Source organism: Dermacoccus sp. PE3, assembly GCF_001021715.1.
In the GTDB taxonomy this organism is placed as follows: domain Bacteria; phylum Actinomycetota; class Actinomycetes; order Actinomycetales; family Dermatophilaceae; genus Dermacoccus; species Dermacoccus abyssi.
This window is the reverse complement of sequence record NZ_LDCM01000002.1, coordinates 168671-185322: the sequence shown is the minus strand read 5'-3', so window position 1 is coordinate 185322 and position 16652 is coordinate 168671. Positions and strand designations below refer to the sequence as shown.

At 69.2% G+C, this 16652-nt stretch carries 11 protein-coding genes; 1 reads left to right on the top strand and 10 read right to left on the bottom strand.

Annotated features, from left to right (window positions below; genetic code table 11):
* Nucleotides 1-126: 126 nt before the first annotated feature.
* The 7 genes from AA983_RS06330 to hflX form a co-directional block, all read right to left on the bottom strand.
* Nucleotides 127-1053, bottom strand: a complete 927-nt coding sequence (locus AA983_RS06330; RefSeq protein ID WP_052946941.1) for a DegV family protein — start codon at nucleotides 1051-1053, stop codon at nucleotides 127-129.
* Nucleotides 1054-1082: 29 nt separating this feature from the next.
* Nucleotides 1083-3947 carry a leucine--tRNA ligase gene (gene leuS / locus AA983_RS06325; protein WP_047311411.1) on the bottom strand — a complete coding sequence of 955 codons (2865 nt, stop codon included), beginning with the start codon at nucleotides 3945-3947 and terminating at the stop codon, nucleotides 1083-1085.
* Nucleotides 3948-4176: 229 nt separating this feature from the next.
* Complete coding sequence (gene rpsT / locus AA983_RS06320; protein ID WP_047311410.1) at nucleotides 4177-4437, bottom strand: 30S ribosomal protein S20; 261 nt, start codon at nucleotides 4435-4437, stop codon at nucleotides 4177-4179.
* A 204-nt stretch (nucleotides 4438-4641) separates the two neighbouring features.
* Nucleotides 4642-5622, bottom strand: a complete 981-nt coding sequence (holA, locus tag AA983_RS06315; protein WP_047311409.1) for a DNA polymerase III subunit delta — start codon at nucleotides 5620-5622, stop codon at nucleotides 4642-4644.
* A 127-nt stretch (nucleotides 5623-5749) separates the two neighbouring features.
* Nucleotides 5750-8125 (bottom strand): ATP-dependent DNA helicase, encoded by a 2376-nt coding sequence (locus AA983_RS06310; protein ID WP_047311408.1) that lies wholly within the window; start codon nucleotides 8123-8125, stop codon nucleotides 5750-5752.
* Between the two features lie 119 nt (nucleotides 8126-8244).
* A complete protein-coding gene (locus AA983_RS06305) occupies nucleotides 8245-10977 on the bottom strand; it encodes an MGH1-like glycoside hydrolase domain-containing protein (protein WP_047311407.1) in 2733 nt (910 codons plus the stop codon).
* 52 nt (nucleotides 10978-11029) lie between these two features.
* Nucleotides 11030-12514: a GTPase HflX gene (gene hflX, locus AA983_RS06300; RefSeq protein ID WP_047311406.1), complete on the bottom strand. Its 1485-nt coding sequence runs from the start codon at nucleotides 12512-12514 to the stop codon at nucleotides 11030-11032.
* 175 nt (nucleotides 12515-12689) lie between these two features.
* On the opposite strand from hflX, the gene AA983_RS06295 reads away from it, so the two are divergent.
* The gene (locus tag AA983_RS06295; protein WP_047311405.1) at nucleotides 12690-13364 is read left to right on the top strand and encodes a class I SAM-dependent methyltransferase; all 675 of its coding nucleotides are present in this window, start codon (nucleotides 12690-12692) and stop codon (nucleotides 13362-13364) included.
* Between the two features lie 101 nt (nucleotides 13365-13465).
* On the opposite strand, the gene dapF is transcribed toward AA983_RS06295, so the two are convergent.
* Genes dapF through AA983_RS06280 form a run of 3 tightly spaced genes read right to left on the bottom strand, consistent with a single transcriptional unit; the run spans nucleotide 13466 to nucleotide 16637 of the window.
* A complete protein-coding gene (gene dapF / locus AA983_RS06290) occupies nucleotides 13466-14329 on the bottom strand; it encodes a diaminopimelate epimerase (RefSeq protein ID WP_047311404.1) in 864 nt (287 codons plus the stop codon).
* A gap of 12 nt (nucleotides 14330-14341) precedes the next feature.
* Nucleotides 14342-15322 carry a tRNA (adenosine(37)-N6)-dimethylallyltransferase MiaA gene (miaA, locus tag AA983_RS06285; protein WP_231579551.1) on the bottom strand — a complete coding sequence of 327 codons (981 nt, stop codon included), beginning with the start codon at nucleotides 15320-15322 and terminating at the stop codon, nucleotides 14342-14344.
* A 55-nt stretch (nucleotides 15323-15377) separates the two neighbouring features.
* Nucleotides 15378-16637, bottom strand: coding sequence for an MFS transporter (locus AA983_RS06280; protein WP_082128762.1), 1260 nt, complete (start codon nucleotides 16635-16637; stop codon nucleotides 15378-15380).
* Nucleotides 16638-16652: the final 15 nt, after the last annotated feature.

The following is a 16652-nucleotide window of genomic DNA, read 5'->3' as shown; positions in this document are numbered from 1 at the left end:
ACACCATCCTGCGCCGCTTGAGCCTGTGGAAGCGCCTGCAGCGACAGTTCGGGGGCATGCGCAGGCATCACGCCTGTGGATGAAAGCTCGGACGCTGCCCGCCCGGCTCACGACGGAATCAGCCCGTCACGCGGCGTCGGTGTCCCCGTCCGGGTCGGCCCCCGACGAATCCTCCGGCATCCGCGCCACGGCCACGCCGATCGCCCCGCTGCCGATGTGCGCCGTGACGGCGGCGGCCAGCGGTGCCTGCACGATGGGTTCTGCCCAGGTCACCGGCTCTGCTCCGTCAGTGTCCTTCTCCGCCGATTCCGTGAGGAGCCCCGTGAGTCGCTCGGCAAGGTCCTGTCGCGTCACGGAGTGCACGGCGCAGACGACCGGGCCCGGTCCGAGGGCCCGCGCCTCCGCGAGCGCCCACCGCCCCAGGCGTTCGATGGCCTTGCCCGTCGTTCGCACGCGTGCCAAGGGCTCGATCACCCCGTCCTCGAGGCGCAGCAGCGGCTTGATCGACAGCGCGGAGCCGAACAGAGCACCGGCGCGACCGACGCGGCCACCGCGACGCAGCGGTTCGAGCGAGTCGACGTAGAGCGCCGTGCGCGACGTCGTCGCCACGGAACGGATGACCTCCTCGACCGCGGCGAAGCCCTCCCCGCGCACGGCCGAACGGGCCCCCGCGAGCGCCGCAAAACCCATCGCCATGCCCATCGTCGTGGAGTCCACGACGGACACGGGCACCGGCGACTCGGCCGCCGCGAGGCGCGCCGAACTCACCGTGGACGACAGCTGGGCCGCCGCGTGAACGGAGACGATCTCGGTGCAGCCCTGACCCGCGAGGTACTCGTACGCCTCGACCATGCGCGCAGGCGCCGGCCGGGCCGTCGACAGTTCCCGCTCGTTCTGTTCGGCTTGGGCCACCGTCTCCCCGGTGACGCCCTCACCCTCGACGAGCGCGCGCCCGTCGATCGTCACGGTCAGCGGCACGACGGCGAGCGTTCCGCCGAGCGCCGCCACGAGCTCGTCCGGCAGGCACGCCGTCGAGTCCGTGACGACGCCCACGCGAGGGGCGTCCCGCCGTCGCGCAGCCATCAGTTCGCGACGATGTTGACGAGCTTGGGAGCTCGGACGATGACCTTGCGAACCGTCTTGCCCTCGAGGAACGACTGCACTCGCTCGCTCGCCATGGCTGCGGCCTCGAGGTCGGCCTCGCTGATGTCGGCGGCGACGTCGAGGCGATCGCGCACCTTGCCGGCCACCTGGACGACGGCCACAACGGTGTCCTGCACGAGGAACGCCGGGTCGGCGACCGGGAACGGCTCGAACGCCAGCGTCGTGTCGTGACCCAGGCGCTTCCACAGCTCCTCACCGATGTGCGGGGCCAGCGGCGCCGTCATGAGCACGAGCGCCTCGGCCGCCTCGCGCGGCACGGCGTCGAGCTTCGTCAGCGTGTTGTTGAGCTCGATGAGTCGAGCGACCGCCGTGTTGAAACGCAGGTTCTCGAAGTCGGCGCTCACCGCGTCGATCGTCTGGTGGAGTGCGCGCTTCGTGGCGTCATCCATCGGCGCATCGGTGACGGTGACCTCGCCGCTGCCCTCGTCGACGACGTTGCGCCACAGACGCTGCAGGAAGCGCTGCGAGCCGACGGCGGCACGGGTCTCCCACGGACGCGACGCGTCGAGGGGGCCCATCGACATCTCGTAGACGCGGAAGGTGTCGGCGCCGAACGCGTCGCACATCTCGTCCGGCGTGACGACGTTCTTGAGCGACTTGCCCATCTTCCCGTACTCACGGGTGACGCGCTCGCCCTGCCACTCGAACACCGTCTCGCCGTCGACCTCGCGCTCGGTGACCTCGGCAGCCGGCACCGGCTGGCCGCGCCCGTCACGGTACGCGTAGGCCTGCACCATGCCCTGGTTGTAGAGCTTGCGGAATGGCTCCTCGCTCGAGATGAGGCCGAGGTCGAACAGCACCTTGTGCCAAAAACGCGCGTACAGCAGGTGCAGGACGGCGTGCTCGGCGCCGCCGACGTAGAGGTCGACGCCGCCCGGGTCGTTCGCGACGCCCTTGCCGAAGCCGCGGCCCTTGCCGAGCCAGTACTCCTCACAGCCCGCGTCGACGAATCGTTCGTCGTTTGCGGGGTCTGCGTAACGCAGTTCGTACCAGCACGAACCGGCCCAGTTGGGCATCGTGTTCGTCTCGCGCGTGTACGTCTTGCGACCGTCACCGAGGTCGAGCTCGACGCTCACCCACTCGCTCGCACGCGACAAGGGCGACTCCGGCATGGACTGGGCGTCCTCCGGGTCGTAGGTCTTCGGCGAGTAGTCCGCGACGTCGGGCAGTTCGACCGGCAGCATCGACTCCGGCAGGGCGTGCGCCTCGCCGTTCTCGTCGTAGACCACCGGGAAGGGCTCGCCCCAGTAGCGCTGGCGGCTGAACAGCCAGTCGCGCAGGCGGTAGGTCGTCGTGCCGCTTCCGCGCTCGTTCGCCTCGAGCCACTCGATGATCTTGACCTTGGCGTCCTCGATGCCGAGCCCGTCGAGGCTGAGGCCCGAGGTGGCCGAGTTGATGGCGACGCCCGCGCCGGTGAACGGCTTGTTCTCCGGGTGGCCCTCGGACGGCTGCACGGTGCGGATGACGTCGAGGTCGTACGCGGCCGCGAAGTCCCAGTCGCGCTCGTCCTGCGCGGGCACGGCCATGATGGCGCCGGTGCCGTAGCCCATGAGGACGTAGTCGGCGACGAAGACGGGCATGCGTCGACCCGTCACCGGGTTCGTGGCGAAGGCACCGGTGAAGACACCGGTCTTGCCCTTCTCGCCGGTCTGACGCTCGAGGTCGCTCTTGCGGGAGGCCTCACGACGATAGGTGTCGACGGCCTCGCGCGGGCTGGTCGCGCCCCCGCTCCATGCGTCCTTCGTGCCCTCGGGCCACGTGTCGGGCACGAGCGTGTCGACGAGCGGATGCTCCGGGGCGACCACCATGAACGTCGCGCCGAAGATCGTGTCGGGGCGCGTCGTGAAGACCTCGAGCTGAGCGCCCTCGTGGTTCTCGACGTCGAAGCGGATGCTCGCGCCGTTGCTGCGACCGATCCAGTTGCGCTGCTGCAGCTTGATCGACTCCGGCCAGTCGAGGCGCTCGAGGTCGTCGACGAGGCGGTCGGCGTAGGCGGTGATACGCATCATCCACTGCGGCAGATTGCGCTTGAAGACCGGGAAGTTGCCGCGCTCGGTGCGGCCGTCGGCCGTCACCTCCTCGTTTGCCACGACGGTGCCGAGGCCGGGCGACCAGTTGACCGGAGCGTCCGACTTGTACGCGAGGCGACGGGCGTTGACGGCAGCGGCGCGCTCGGTGGCGTCCAGTTCGGCCCATGCGCGGCCGTCCGGCGTGGCGACGCGACCACTTTCGAGGGCTTCGACGAGCGTGTCGATCGGACGGGCCTTACCCGCGTCCTCGTCGTACCAGGCGTTGAAGATCTGCAGGAAGATCCACTGCGTCCACTTGTAGTAGGACGGCTCGATCGTGGCGAAGGTGCGACGCATGTCGTGCGACAGCCCGAGCTGACGCAGCTGGCGACGCATGTTGACCATGTTGTCCTCGGTCGTCTTGCGCGGGTGCTGGCCGGTCTGGACGGCGTACTGCTCCGCCGGTAGGCCGAACGCGTCGTAACCGAGGGTGTAGAGGACGTTCTTGCCCTGGGTGCGCTGGTAGCGCGCGTAGACGTCGGTGGCGATGTAGCCGAGCGGGTGCCCGACGTGCAGTCCCGCACCGGAGGGGTAGGGGAACATGTCCTGGATCATGACCTTCTCGCGCTCGGCCACGCCCTGCGGGTCGGCCCACGGACCCGTGGGGTTGGGGGCCTCGAAGGTTCCCTGCTCCTCCCACACGTCCTGCCACTGCTTCTCGATCTGCCCCGCCAGTTCGGCGGTGTAGCGGTGGCCGTGCTCGGTGTCGCTCAAGGAAGTACCTCACTCGCGTCGTACGGCGTCAGCGCGACGCCGGATTGTTCGCCCGTCATTATGTCAGCAGCCGCCGTCGCCGCCCGGGCACCGGGCTCTGGCGACCTTCGATGTTGCCTCGGAAACGCGGCACCTGTGCCGCGGTCCCCGCTCAACATCGAAGGGTCGTCACCGCGGACGGTGACGACCCTTCGTCGTGCTGAGTCCTCGTGAGGACTCATGGAAGAACTCAGAGGTTGTTGAGCTGCTTCGCCATGGCCGACTTCTTGTTGGCGGCCTGGTTCTTGTGGATGACTCCCTTGGAGACAGCCTTGTCCAGCTTCTTCGAAGCGGCAGCAAGGGCCGTGGTAGCGGCGTCCTTGTTACCGGCTTCGACCTCGGCGCGGAACTTGCGGATCCAGGTACGCAGCTCAGCCTTGTAGGACTTGTTGCGCTCCGTACGAACAGCGTTCGTCTTGATCCGCTTCATCTGCGACTTGATGTTTGCCACGAAAACTCACTTCTTCGGTCGAATGATTCTGTCGTGAGGGCGACAGTCGGCCTCTCGGATATGGCGTGGGGACACCTGGCGATGAGAGACCGCTGGTTACTGCTTGCGTGTGCGCACGACCTGAGCCCACACGCACTCGTCCAAACTTACCAGCCGGAACCCGCGGGCACGCAATCGGCCGAAGCGCTCGGCGTCCGACCAGCTTCAGCCTCGCTCGGGCGGCGCGTGACGCTGCTTGCAGATCTCGAGCACGGCGTGCTCGACGGCGTACTGCGGATCGCGCCCGCCGCCCTTGACAGCGAAGTCGGCCGCCGCCACGGTCTGGATCGCCCGGCCGAGCCTGACGCCGTCCCAGCCGCGCGACGCGCCGCGGGCACGATCGATCTGCCACGGGGGCATACCGAGCTGCTTGGCGAGTTCAGCGCTGCGTCCTCCCCCGGCGGTGGCCACCTTGGCAACCTGCCGCAGCTGTGAGGCGAGGACCGCCACGACCGGAACCGGGTCGAGCCCGGAGGCGAACGCGTGACGCAGGAGACGAAGCGCTTCAGGAGCATTGCCGGCGATAGCGGCGTCGGCCACCCGGAAGCCCGTGGCCTCGACCTTGCCCGAGTGATAGGTGGCGACGACGTTCTCGTCGACGACGCCCGTCGTGTCGTCGACGAGTTGCTTGCACGCCGCGGCCAGCTCCGACGTGTCCTTGCCCGCTGCCTCGAGCAACGCCCGCACGGCCTCGGGGGTGATCTTGCGGCGCGCGATCCGGAATTCGTTCGTGATGAAAGCCGACTTGTCGCGGTCCGACTTCATGGCCGGCGCCTCGATGACGTGCGCCTTCGCCTTCTTCATCGCGTCGAGGACACGCTTGGCGCGGTTACCACCCTTGTGGAGGACGACGAGGTGCGCGTCGTCGAGCGGGTGCTTGAGTACGTCGGAGAGTTCGTCGACGAGCGGATCGGTGGCCTCGTCGAGGTCGCGCACGACGACGACGCGGTGCCCGCCGAACAGGCTCGGCGACAGGTCCATCGTCAGCCGGCCCGGCTCGTACTCGAGCGCGTCGAGGCGGATGACCTCCGCGTCGGGGTGGCTCGAACCGAGGGCCTCGAGCACGTGCGAGAGCGCTCGTTGCGCGAGCACGCGCTCGGGGCCGGTGATGAGCACCAGCTGAGGCAGCGCCGACGATTCGTTCATGGCGTCAGCCTCTCATCGGCCACCGACAACCGGGGCGCCGACCGGATCAGCGACCGCTGCGTGTGCGCTGAGGCAAGCACACCTCGCGAGACGAACACCCCGATCGTCGTGCTGCTCACAGCGAACGTCACTCCCCCGCCGGGCGGATGCCGAGTTGCGCGCAACGGGCGAGCACCGACTCCGCCGAGAGTTCGAGGTGGTCGGCCAGCTCTTCGGCTGACAGGCCCATGCTGACGCCCTCGCGCAGTTCCTCGTCGGACTCCGCCGTCCACGCCTCGCCGCCGGTGACGGCGGTTCGGGCCGTGTCGTCGACCGGAGGCGGCGTCGACTTGGTCGGTGCCTTGATGGCGCTGGCCGTCCCCATTCCGCTGACACCGGCTGCCGCTGCGGCGGCGAGCGCCCGCTCCTTCGCGTCCGCCGAGGAACCTGCCGACGACCCCGACGACGCTGCCGAGGACGCCGACGAAGCGCCCGACGAGCGGACGGAACTCGACGAGGGGCTGGGAACCGACGGCTGCTTCGTCGAGCGCGTACCGGCCGCCGGCGGAGGGGTGACGTCCGGGGCGTTCTCGTCGAGACGAGCGAGCGCCTTGAGGATGAGCGCACGATCGGTGGTCGGCCAAAACGGCGGCAACGAGCGCTGGAGGAAACCGGCGTAGCGGGCCGTCATCATGCGCGAGTCGAGGAACGCGACGACGCCACGGTCGTCGGTGTGCCGGATGAGGCGCCCGGCGCCCTGCGCGAGGCGCAGCGCGGCGTGGGTGGCCGAGACGGCCATGAACCCGTTGCCGCCCATCTTCGCGATGGCCTGCGAGCGAGCCGAGGCGAGGGGGTCGTCCGGTCGCGGGAACGGGATGCGGTCGATGATGACGAGTTGGAGGCTGCTTCCGGGCACATCGACGCCCTGCCACAGCGTCAGCGTGCCGAAGAGGCACGTGCGGGCGTCGGCGGCGAAGGTGCGCACGAGGGTGCCCATCTGGTCCTCGCCCTGGCACAGCACGGGGATCTCGTCGCCGAAGCGCTCCCGCATCGCCTCGGCGGCGGCCTGGGCGGCGCGCATCGAGGAGAAGAGGCCGAGCGTGCGTCCACCGGCCGCGCGCACGAGCGTCTCGATCTCGTCGAGGGCCTGCGGTGAGAGTCCGTCACGCCCGGGCGGAGGAAGGTGCTGGGCGACGTAGGCGATGCCCTGCTTGGGGTAGTCGAACGGCGAGCCGACGTCGAGGCCCTTCCACTGCGGGCCGCCCGCTCCGCGCAGGCCGAGGGTTCCGGCCACGGCGTCGAACGAGCCACCGAGTTCGAGGGTGGCCGACGTCATGACGACCGATCGCTCACCGAAGATCTTGTCCCGCATGAGCATGGCCACGCTCATCGGCGCGACACGCAGCGCGGAGACGCCGGTGCGCTGGTTGTGGGAGACCCACAGGACGTCGAGCTCCCGCTCCTCGAGGATGCGTTCGCACGTCTCGAAGATCTCGTCGATCGCGGCTCGAGCCATCTGGCGAACGCCGTCGTTGTCCTGCGGGTTCTTCGGCTTCAGTTCCGAGGCGATGGAACGTGAGGCGTCGAGAATCGTGCGCAGGGCCGCCTCGAGAACGTCGGAGACTCCGAGCAGCCGCCCTTCCTGGTGTTGCTCGAGTGCCTCGCCCAGCACCTCGGCCCCGCGCTTGAGGTCGTCGGTCTCGGCGAGGCGGCCACAGCGCTTGGCGGCCGCGTTGATCGTTCCGGTCGTCAGTTCGTCGGTGATGGTCGCGGTGACGCGGTCGACGAGCTCGTGGGCCTCGTCGACGACGAGCAGGTCGTGCTCGGGCAGCATCTGGCGCCCCTCGAAGGCGTCGATCGCCATGAAGGAGTGGTTCGTCACGACGACGTCGACCTCCTTCGCGTCGGCGCGCGCCATTTCGACGAAGCAGTCCTCGACGACGGGGCACTTGCTGCCGAGGCACTCGTGGCTCGAGACGGAGACCTGGCGCCACGCCCTCTCGGACACGCCGGGCACGAGTTCGTCGCGGTCGCCGGATTCGGTCTCGTCGGCCCACTCCCGCAGGCGCACGACCTCGCGGCCGGTGCGTCCGGCGTGTTCGTCGACCTGGCCGACGCCCATGAGCGCGCCCTCGTCGTCGTCCGGGTAGCCACCGGTGAGCTTGTGCTGGCACAGGTAGTTACGCCGCCCCTTGACGAGCGCGTACGTGGGCCGGCGCCCGAGTAGCGGTTCGAGCGCGTCGGCGAGGCGCGGCATGTCGCGATCGACGATCTGCGCCTGGAGGGCGAGCGTGGCCGTGGCCACGATGGCCGGTTTGTTCACCTCGAACGCGTGACGGATCGCGGGCACGAGGTAGGCCAGCGACTTTCCCGTGCCCGTACCCGCCTGCACGAGCAGGTGCTCGTCGCGCTCGATGGCCTCCTGGACGGCGTTCGCCATCGTCGACTGCCCCGGCCGCGGGACGCCGCCGACGCCGGAGACGGCCGCGGACATGAGTTCGTCGAGCGAGGGCAGTTCGGGCATGCGCCCACCCTATGGCAGCACCGGGACGCCCTCCGAGTCGCGACGCGGGCACGGCTGTGGAAACGCCTGTGCGGGCGTCGTCACTGTGGACGACGCCCGCACAGGCCACCGCATGCGGCTCACTCGCCGGGCAGAACCCCCGGCAGGTGCGGCGCGTGATCGGAGCAAATGTAGTGCGCCACGAGCGCCGTCCACCCCGTCTGGTGCGCGGCGCCGAGGCCGACGCCGGTGTCGCCGTGGAAGTACTCGCTGAACGTGACGTGCTCGTCCCACAGCGGCCCGTTCGGGTACTCACGCTGGTCGCCCGGGCGGCCGTTGGGTCCGAGACGGAAGAGATTGACGAGCCGGTCCTCGAGGTCGGAGACGATCTCGGACAGCTTGACCATCCGCCCCGATCCGGTCGGGTACTCGTACTCGACGTCGCCCTCCGCCGACGCGGCGTACAGACGCAGCGAGTCGACGACGAGGAAGTTGACCGGGAACCACACCGGCCCACGCCAGTTGGAGTTGCCGCCGAACAGGTCGATGTCGGACTCTCCGGGGGTGTAGCGGATCGACATCGAGCGTCCGCCGATCTCCGCCGTGTACTCCTCGCGGTAGGCCGCGGACAGCGAACGGATACCGAACTCGGAGAGGAACTCGTTCTCGTCGAAGAGTCGTTCGAGCAGCAGGCCGCGGCGTCGCTTGGAGATGAGCGTCATCGTCAGCTTCTCGCCGCCGGAGTCGGCCTCGGCCTGCGTGATGGCCTTCATCATGGCCGGCTCGCGCTCCATCATCCACTCGACCTCGCGCACGAAGTCGGGCAGTTCGTGCTGCACCCAACTCGGGGCGATGAGCACGGCCATGAGCGGCAGCAGGCCGACCATCGAGCGAACGCGCAGCTGGATGATCTCGCCGTCCCCGTGCTGGAGGGCGTCGTAGAAGAAGCCGTCCTCCTCGTTCCACAGGCTCGACACCTTCTCCGGCGTCGTGCGGTCCATCGCGTGGGCAAGGTTGATGAAGTACTGCAGGAACGTCGTGGCCGTGTTGTCGTAGGCCCGCTCGTGGCGCGCGAGTTCGAGGGCCATGCGCAGCATCGACAGCGAGAAGAACGCCATCCAGCTCGTCGCGTCGGACTGTTCCAGCTTGTAGCCCGGGGGCACGGCGGTCGAGCGGTCGAACAGCGCGATGTTGTCCATGCCGAGGAAGCCGCCCTCGAAGAGGTAGGAGCCCTCGGCGTCCTTGCGGTTGACCCACCACGAGAAGTTGAGAAGCAGCTTGTTGAAGACCTGGATGAGGAAGGCCTGGTCCTGTCCGCCGTCGATGGCGTAGACCTGCCAGCAGGCCCACGCGTGGACGGGCGGGTTGACGTCCTCGAAGGCCCATTCGTACGCGGGCACCTGACCGTTGGGGTGCTGGGCCCACTCCCGGCACATGAGCACGAGCTGGTGCTTGGCGAACTCGGGGTCGATGTGCGCGAGCGGCACGGTGTGGAACGCCAGATCCCACGCGGCGAACCAGGGGTACTCCCACTCGTCCGGCATCGAGATGACGTCGGCCAGGGCGAGGTGGCGCCAGCCGACGTTGCGTCCGTGTCGGCCCTCGACGCCGGTGACGCGCTCACGCGGCGGCGCCTTGACGGCCGGGTCGCCCTCGAGCCATTCCTCGACGTAGTAGCGGTAGAGCTGCTTGCCCCACAAGAGGCCCGCGAAAGCGCGACGGGCAATGTGACGGTCGTCGTCGCTCACCGTGGCCGGGATGACCGCGGCGTAGAACTCGTCGGCCTCCTCGGCGCGCACCCGACGGACGATGTCGAAGCCCTCACCGAAGGCCGGGTCGCCGGGCACCGGCTCCTGGTGGGCGGTTCCCTTGGGCTGGTGGGCGCTCGAGCGCCCGACGCCGCGCAGACGCAGCCGCACGGTGACGCTCTCACCCGGCGCGATGGCCTCGAAGTGGTACCAGAAGCCGACCTTCGTGCCGTGGTCGAGGCGGATGCCGTCGCTCTCCCCCGCCACGATGCGCTGGTTGATGCCGTCCTTCGTCAGCTCACGGGGGTTGGTCTCCGCGCCGAACACGGCGATCTCGTTCGTCTCGTTGTCGCAGAAGATGATGCGCGGCTCGCCGTCGGCGTGCAGTTCGTAGTCGCCGAGCCAGCCGTGTTCGGCGCGCACGCAGTTCTCCGTGACGAGGGAGATCGAGGGTTCACGCTCGTCTCGTCCCCACGACCACGTGTTGCGGAACCACGCCTGCGGCACGAGGTCGAGCGGCGCGGCGTCGGGGCCGTGGTTGGTCGCGGTGTACTCGAGGCAGATGTCGGTCGGGTTCGCCTTGGCGTGCGTGACCTCGATGTCGAAGAAGCGGTTCTCGTCGAAGACTCCCGTGTCGATGAGCTCGTACTCGTCGTCGGTTCGCCCGCGCGAGGCGGCCTCGGCGCGCAGGTGGTTGTACGGGAACGCGGCCTGGGGGTAGCGATAGAGCCACGTGCCGTAGGAGTGGGTGGGGGTGGCGTCGGTGGGCCACCAGACCTCCTTGACGTCCTCGCCGTGGTTGCCTTCACAGTTCGTCAGGCCGAACAGACGTTCCTTGAGGCGGTCGTCCTCACCGTTCCACAACGCCAGCGAGACGTTGAAGAACCCGAAGCGGTCGCACAGACCCGCCAGTCCGTCCTCGCCCCAGCGGTAGGCGCGCTGGTGGGCGTGGTCGAACGGCAGGTAAGCCCACGCGTTGCCGTCGGCAGAGTAGTCCTCACGGACCGTGCCCCACTGGCGAGCGGCCATGTACGGCCCCCACAGACGCCACGGGTCGCTGTCCTTCGGTGCCTGGGCCAGACGGCGGTGTTCGGCGGTGGCCGTGGTGCGGGAAGACGAACTCACGAGCGCATCCTATTGAGGCCCGCTGTGGACGGACGAATCCGTGGCGCGAAGCTCAGGCGACGCTGGACGTCAGATACGGCTCCAACTCGCCGGCCAGTTCCTTCGTCACCTTGGCGTGCACGTGGGTGCCTTCGGGGCGGTGCTCGACGCCGAGCACGTCACCGTCGGCGTGCACGCGGCTGAGGAGGTCACCTCGCTCGTACGGCAGCAGGAGTTCGACCCGCACGTCGGGGTGGGGCAGTTCGTCCGCGATGAGTTGCAGCAGTTCGGGCAACCCCTCGCCCGTACGAGCCGACACGGCGATGCAGTGCTTCTCGTGGCGCATCAGGCGGTCGATGACGTCGGGGGCGGCGATGTCGGCCTTGTTGATGACGATGACTTCCTTGACATCGCTCGCGTCGACGTCGGCGAGCACCTCGCGCACCGCGGAGATCTGCGACTCCGGGTCGGGGTGGGAGCCGTCGACGACGTGCAGGAGCAGGTCGGCGTCGGCCACTTCCTCCAGTGTCGAGCGGAAGGCCTCGACGAGTTGGTGCGGCAGGTCGCGCACGAAGCCGACGGTGTCGGCCAGCGTGTAACCGCGCCCGTCCGGCGTCTCGGCGCGGCGGACCGTCGGGTCGAGCGTGGCGAACAGCTGGTTCTGCACGAGCACACCGGCGTTGGTGAGGCGGTTGAGGATCGAGCTCTTGCCGGCGTTCGTGTAGCCGGCGATGGCGACGCTCGGCACGTTGTTGTTGCGGCGCCCGCTGCGCTTGGTGTCGCGAGTCGTCTTCATCTCCGCGATCTCGCGGCGCAGTTTGGCCATGCGCGTGTTGATGCGACGTCGGTCGAGTTCGATCTTCGTCTCACCGGGACCGCGCGACCCCATGCCCTGGCCACCCGCGGCCTGACCACCGGCCTGACGCGACATCGACTCACCCCAACCGCGAAGACGCGGCAGGAGGTACTGCATCTGAGCCAGCTCGACCTGGGCCTTGCCCTCCTTGCTCTTCGCGTGCTGGGCGAAGATGTCGAGGATGAGCGCGGTGCGGTCGATGACCTTCACCTTGACGACGTCCTCGAGAGCGCGGCGCTGGCTCGGGGCGAGCTCGCCGTTGGCGATGACGGTGTCGGCGCCTTCGGCGACGACGATCTCCTTGAGTTCCTCGGCCTTGCCCTTACCGAGCCAGGTGCCCGGGTCGGGGCGCAGGCGACGCTGGACGACGCCCGCGAGCACCTGGGAGCCAGCCGTCTCCGCGAGAGCGGCGAGCTCACGCAGGGAGTTCTCGGCGTCCTCGCTCGAACCCTCGGACCAGACGCCCGCCAGGACGACGCGCTCGAGGCGCAGTTGGCGGTACTCGACCTCGGAGACGTCCTCGAGCTCCGTCGACAGGCCGTGCACACGGCGCAGAGCGGCGCGCTCTTCGCGCTCGATCTGGTCACCATCGTAGGAGTCGACGACAAATCCGCGGTCGTCGTAGACGACCGTCGCGTCGTCGCCGTCCGCAAGCGCCTGGGCTCGGCGGGAAAGGAAGTCGGCGGGGTTGCGCTCGTTCAGGGCTGATCCTCACGTTGTACGTCGTTGCGGTCGAGGTGACGCGCAGAGTTCGATCGTTGCAGGGTTCAACGAGCGAGGCCAGCGATTTACTCCCGCGGTTGCGACTCGCCCGGGCGGAGTTCTCCGCTCCCGCGCCGGTTCTCGAGCCAATGCGGCGGTCGTAGGCTGTGCCGTGATGAGCGATCACTACTTCACTGCGGAGCCGGCGTCACCCGACGAACGGCGCACCCTCACCTTGCGCCTGGCCGGGCGCAGCGTCGCCATGCAGACCGCACCCGGTGTCTTCTGCCCCGACCGTCTCGACTCGGGCACTGCTGTTCTTCTCAACCACGCACCGGCGCCGCCCGAGGCGGGCACCTTCATGGACATGGGCTGCGGCTGGGGTCCGATCGCGACGACGCTCGCCCTGGAGAGCCCCAGCGCACACGTGTGGGCGGTGGACGTCAACGAACGCGCCCTCGATCTGTGCGCGACGAACGTTGCGGCTCAGGGGTGTTCGAACGTGACGACCGCTCGCCCGTCGCAGGTTCCGGCCGACGTTCGGTTCGATCTCATCTGGTCCAACCCGCCGATCAGGGTGGGCAAGAAGGTGCTGCATTCGATGCTGCTCACTTGGCTACCCCGCCTCGTCGTCGGCGGGCGCGCCTACCTCGTCGTCCAGCGCAACCTCGGCTCGGACTCACTGGCGAAGTGGCTCGTGGAGCAGTTGGGCGACGCCTACGAGGTCACGCGCCTGACATCGGTCAAGGGGTTCCGCATTCTCGAAGTGGTGCGCACGTCCGACGGCGGACCCACGCCCTTGGAGGCTGCGGAGGACACTGGCGCACCGGCGCCAAACGCGGACGTCTAGGCCATTGAGTATCGCTCAGGTTCACGTTCACTGACGACGTTTTTCGTTGGGACACACACCGTTTCGCCGACCACACGTCGAGCGTTGTCCGACCGGGCGACTCAGCGTTGCGGCAGGTCGACCTCACCGTCGGCGACGAGCTGAGCCGGCCCCGAGAGCGCAACCTCGTCGCCCTTGATGTGCACGCCGAGCGTGCCGCCGAGAACGTCGACCTTCCAGTCGAGCTGGCCCTCAGGCTTGCCGCCCCACCACCACGTCGCGATGGCCGCGGCCGCAGCGCCGGTGCCGCACGAGCGCGTCTCGCCGCTGCCGCGCTCGTGCACGCGCATGCTGATGTGGGCGTGCTCGATCGCATGGACGAACTCGACGTTGCTGCCGTGCTCCGGGTGAGGGTCGACGTGCGGTGCCTCGTGCAGCTCGAGGGAGCCCAGGTGCACCGACGGAGGTAGCGCGACGACGGTGTGCGGGTTGCCGAGGTCGAGGCTGAGCGCGGGCAAGGGGTCGGGCGAACCGTGGACCTGGACGACGGAGTCCATACCGCGGCGCTCGGCCTCCTCTTCCCGGGCGAGGCGCCACTGGCCGAGCTCGACGGCCCAGCCGTGCGGGACGGCCACCATCTCCTTGACGCCGGCGCGCGTCGCGATGGCGAACTGCTCGCTCGCGACGAGTCCGCGCGAGCGCAGGTATTCGGCGAAGACGCGCGTTCCGTTGCCGCACATCTCGGCGAGCGACCCGTCGGCGTTGCGGTAGTCCATGAACCACTCAGCCACTCCGGCGAGCGCCGCGACCTCGGGCACCGCAGCCGTGCGCACGACGCGGATCATGCCGTCGCCGCCAATGCCGGCGCGGCGGTCACACAGGAAGGCGACGTCGTCGACGCTGAGGTCGAGGGTGCCGTCATGATCGGGCACGAGGACGAAGTCGTTCTGCGTGCCGTGGCCCTTGGTGAATGGAATGCGCGTCACGCGCTCATCGTGTCACACGGCGTCAGACGCAGCCGCGACCCTTCCGTGCCGCGCCGGGCTGTAGCCGTCTACTTCCGCCAGGGCGCGATCTAGGAGATCGGGTGCGTCGTAGGGCAGCCACACCGGCCGCGGATCCGGGCGGAACCACGCGCGCTGACGACGGGCGAACTGGCGCGTCGCGATCGCCGTCGCCTCCTTCGCGGCCCGCTCGTCGAGGAGGCCGTCGAGGTGCTCGAGCGCCTGGGAGTAGCCGATGGCCCGGCTCGCCGTCCGCCCGTTGCGCAGGCCTCGGGCGTCGAGTTCACGCACCTCGTCGAGCAACCCGCGTTCCCACATGAGGTCGACACGTCGCTCGATGCGGGTCACGAGTTCCGTCGGGTCGGCCTGGAGGCCGAGCACGATCGTCGGTTCGAGGAAGGTTTTCGTCGGCGCCGTGGCGCTGAAGGGGCGTCCGGTCAACGCGATCACCTCGAGCGCGCGCACGACCCTGCGCCCGTTGCTCGCAAGGATGTCGGCAGCCGCCGCGGGATCCTGCTCGGCCAACTCCCGGTGAAGGGCGCCAGAGCCCTCGTCCTCGAGGCGCCGCTCGAAGCGGGCGCGCACCTGCGGATCTGTCGGCGGGATCTCCAGGACGTCGAGCGCGGCCCGCAGGTAGAGGCCGGAGCCACCCACGACGATCGGAACGTTGCCACGAGCCAGCACCCCTTGAATGTCGGCCCGAGCCTCGCGCTGGAAGCGCGCGATCGTCGCCTCGTCGAGGATGTCGAGGGTGTCGATCTGGTGGTGCGGGATGCCGCGCCGCTCTTCCACAGGCAGCTTGGCCGTACCGATGTCCATACCGCGGTAGAACTGCGACGCATCCGCGTTGACGATCTCGCCGCCGAGTCGCTCGGCAAGGTCGAGCGAGAGAACGCTCTTGCCGGTTGCCGTCGGGCCGACGACGGCGATGACGCGCGGTCGCACGAGCGCTCGATCGGAACCGGGGGTGTTCACGCGCCTATTCTCCCAAAGCTCGGAGCACGCTTGCACCAGCCGCGCACGGCGGTGCTTACGCCGCGGCGGGAGTCGGCGCCTGGCCCGCGCGACGCCACAGGGTGAGGGCGAGACCGAGCGCCGCGAGGACGGCGGCAAGCACGAGGACGAGCGTCCCGCCCCATCCCAGCGTGGCGAAGGGCCACCCGGCCAGCGCACCGATGACGGACGAGCCCGTGTAGTAACCGAACAGATAGAGCGAGCTCGCCTCGGCGCGATGGCGCGTTGCGAGGGCCGTCACCCACCCGCTGGCGCTCGCGTGGGCGGCGAAGAAGCCACCGGTGAACGCCAGCATGCCGACGAGCAGCGTCGCGAGGTTGTCGAACCAGGTGAGGAGCAGGCCGAGAGCCATCGTCAGGGTCGAGACGACGAGTACCGGCCCGCGACCGTACCGGTCGGCCAAGCGTCCGGCCCAGGCGGACGTGAGCGTGCCCGACAGGTAGAGGCAGAACACGAGGCCGACCACGGCCTGCGGCAGAGCGAACGGCTCGCGCAGGAGGCGGAACCCGAGCACGTTGTAGATCGAGACGAAGCCGCCCATGAGGAGGAAGGCAACAGCCACGAGTGCCATGATGCGCGGGTTGCGCAGGTGGCGGGCCAGATTGGCGCTCGACGCGCGAAGACCGATCCGCTTGGGTTCGAAGAATCGGCTCGCCGGAGCGAGCTTCACGAAGAGGGCGGTGAACACCAGCGCGACGACGGCAGCCGCTTCGAGTGCCCACCGCCACGTCGTGACGTCGAGCGCGAACGAGGCCACGATGCGTCCGGCCAGCCCACCGATCGTCGTCCCTGCGATGTAGCGGCCCATGGCCGTTCCGAGGGACGCTCCGTCCACCTCCTCGGCGAGGTAGGCCATGGCGACGGCGGGCACACCGGCGAGGGTCAGGCCCTGGAGGGCACGGCCGGCGAGGACGACCTCGAGCGAGGTCGCGAGAGGAATGAGCAGGCCGATGATCGCGGAGAGCAACGCCGAGGCGACCATGACGCGGCTGCGTCCGAAGCGTTCCGAGAGGATGCTGGCCGGAACGATGGCGAAGGCGAGCACACCGGTCGTCGCGCTGACGGCGAGGGCCGCCACGGCCGGGGACGCATCGAACTCACGCGCGAGGTCGGGCAGGACGGCCTGCGCCGAGTACATCGACACGAAGGTCGCCATACCGGCCGCGAAGAGCGCCGTCGTGATGCGGGTATAGCCGGCGTCGCCGCGCACATAGCCCCGCGGTGCATCGGCGTGCTGTGTCGTTCCGGGCTGCTCGGTCTCCGCTGTCGCTGTCATGTCCCTCACTCTGCG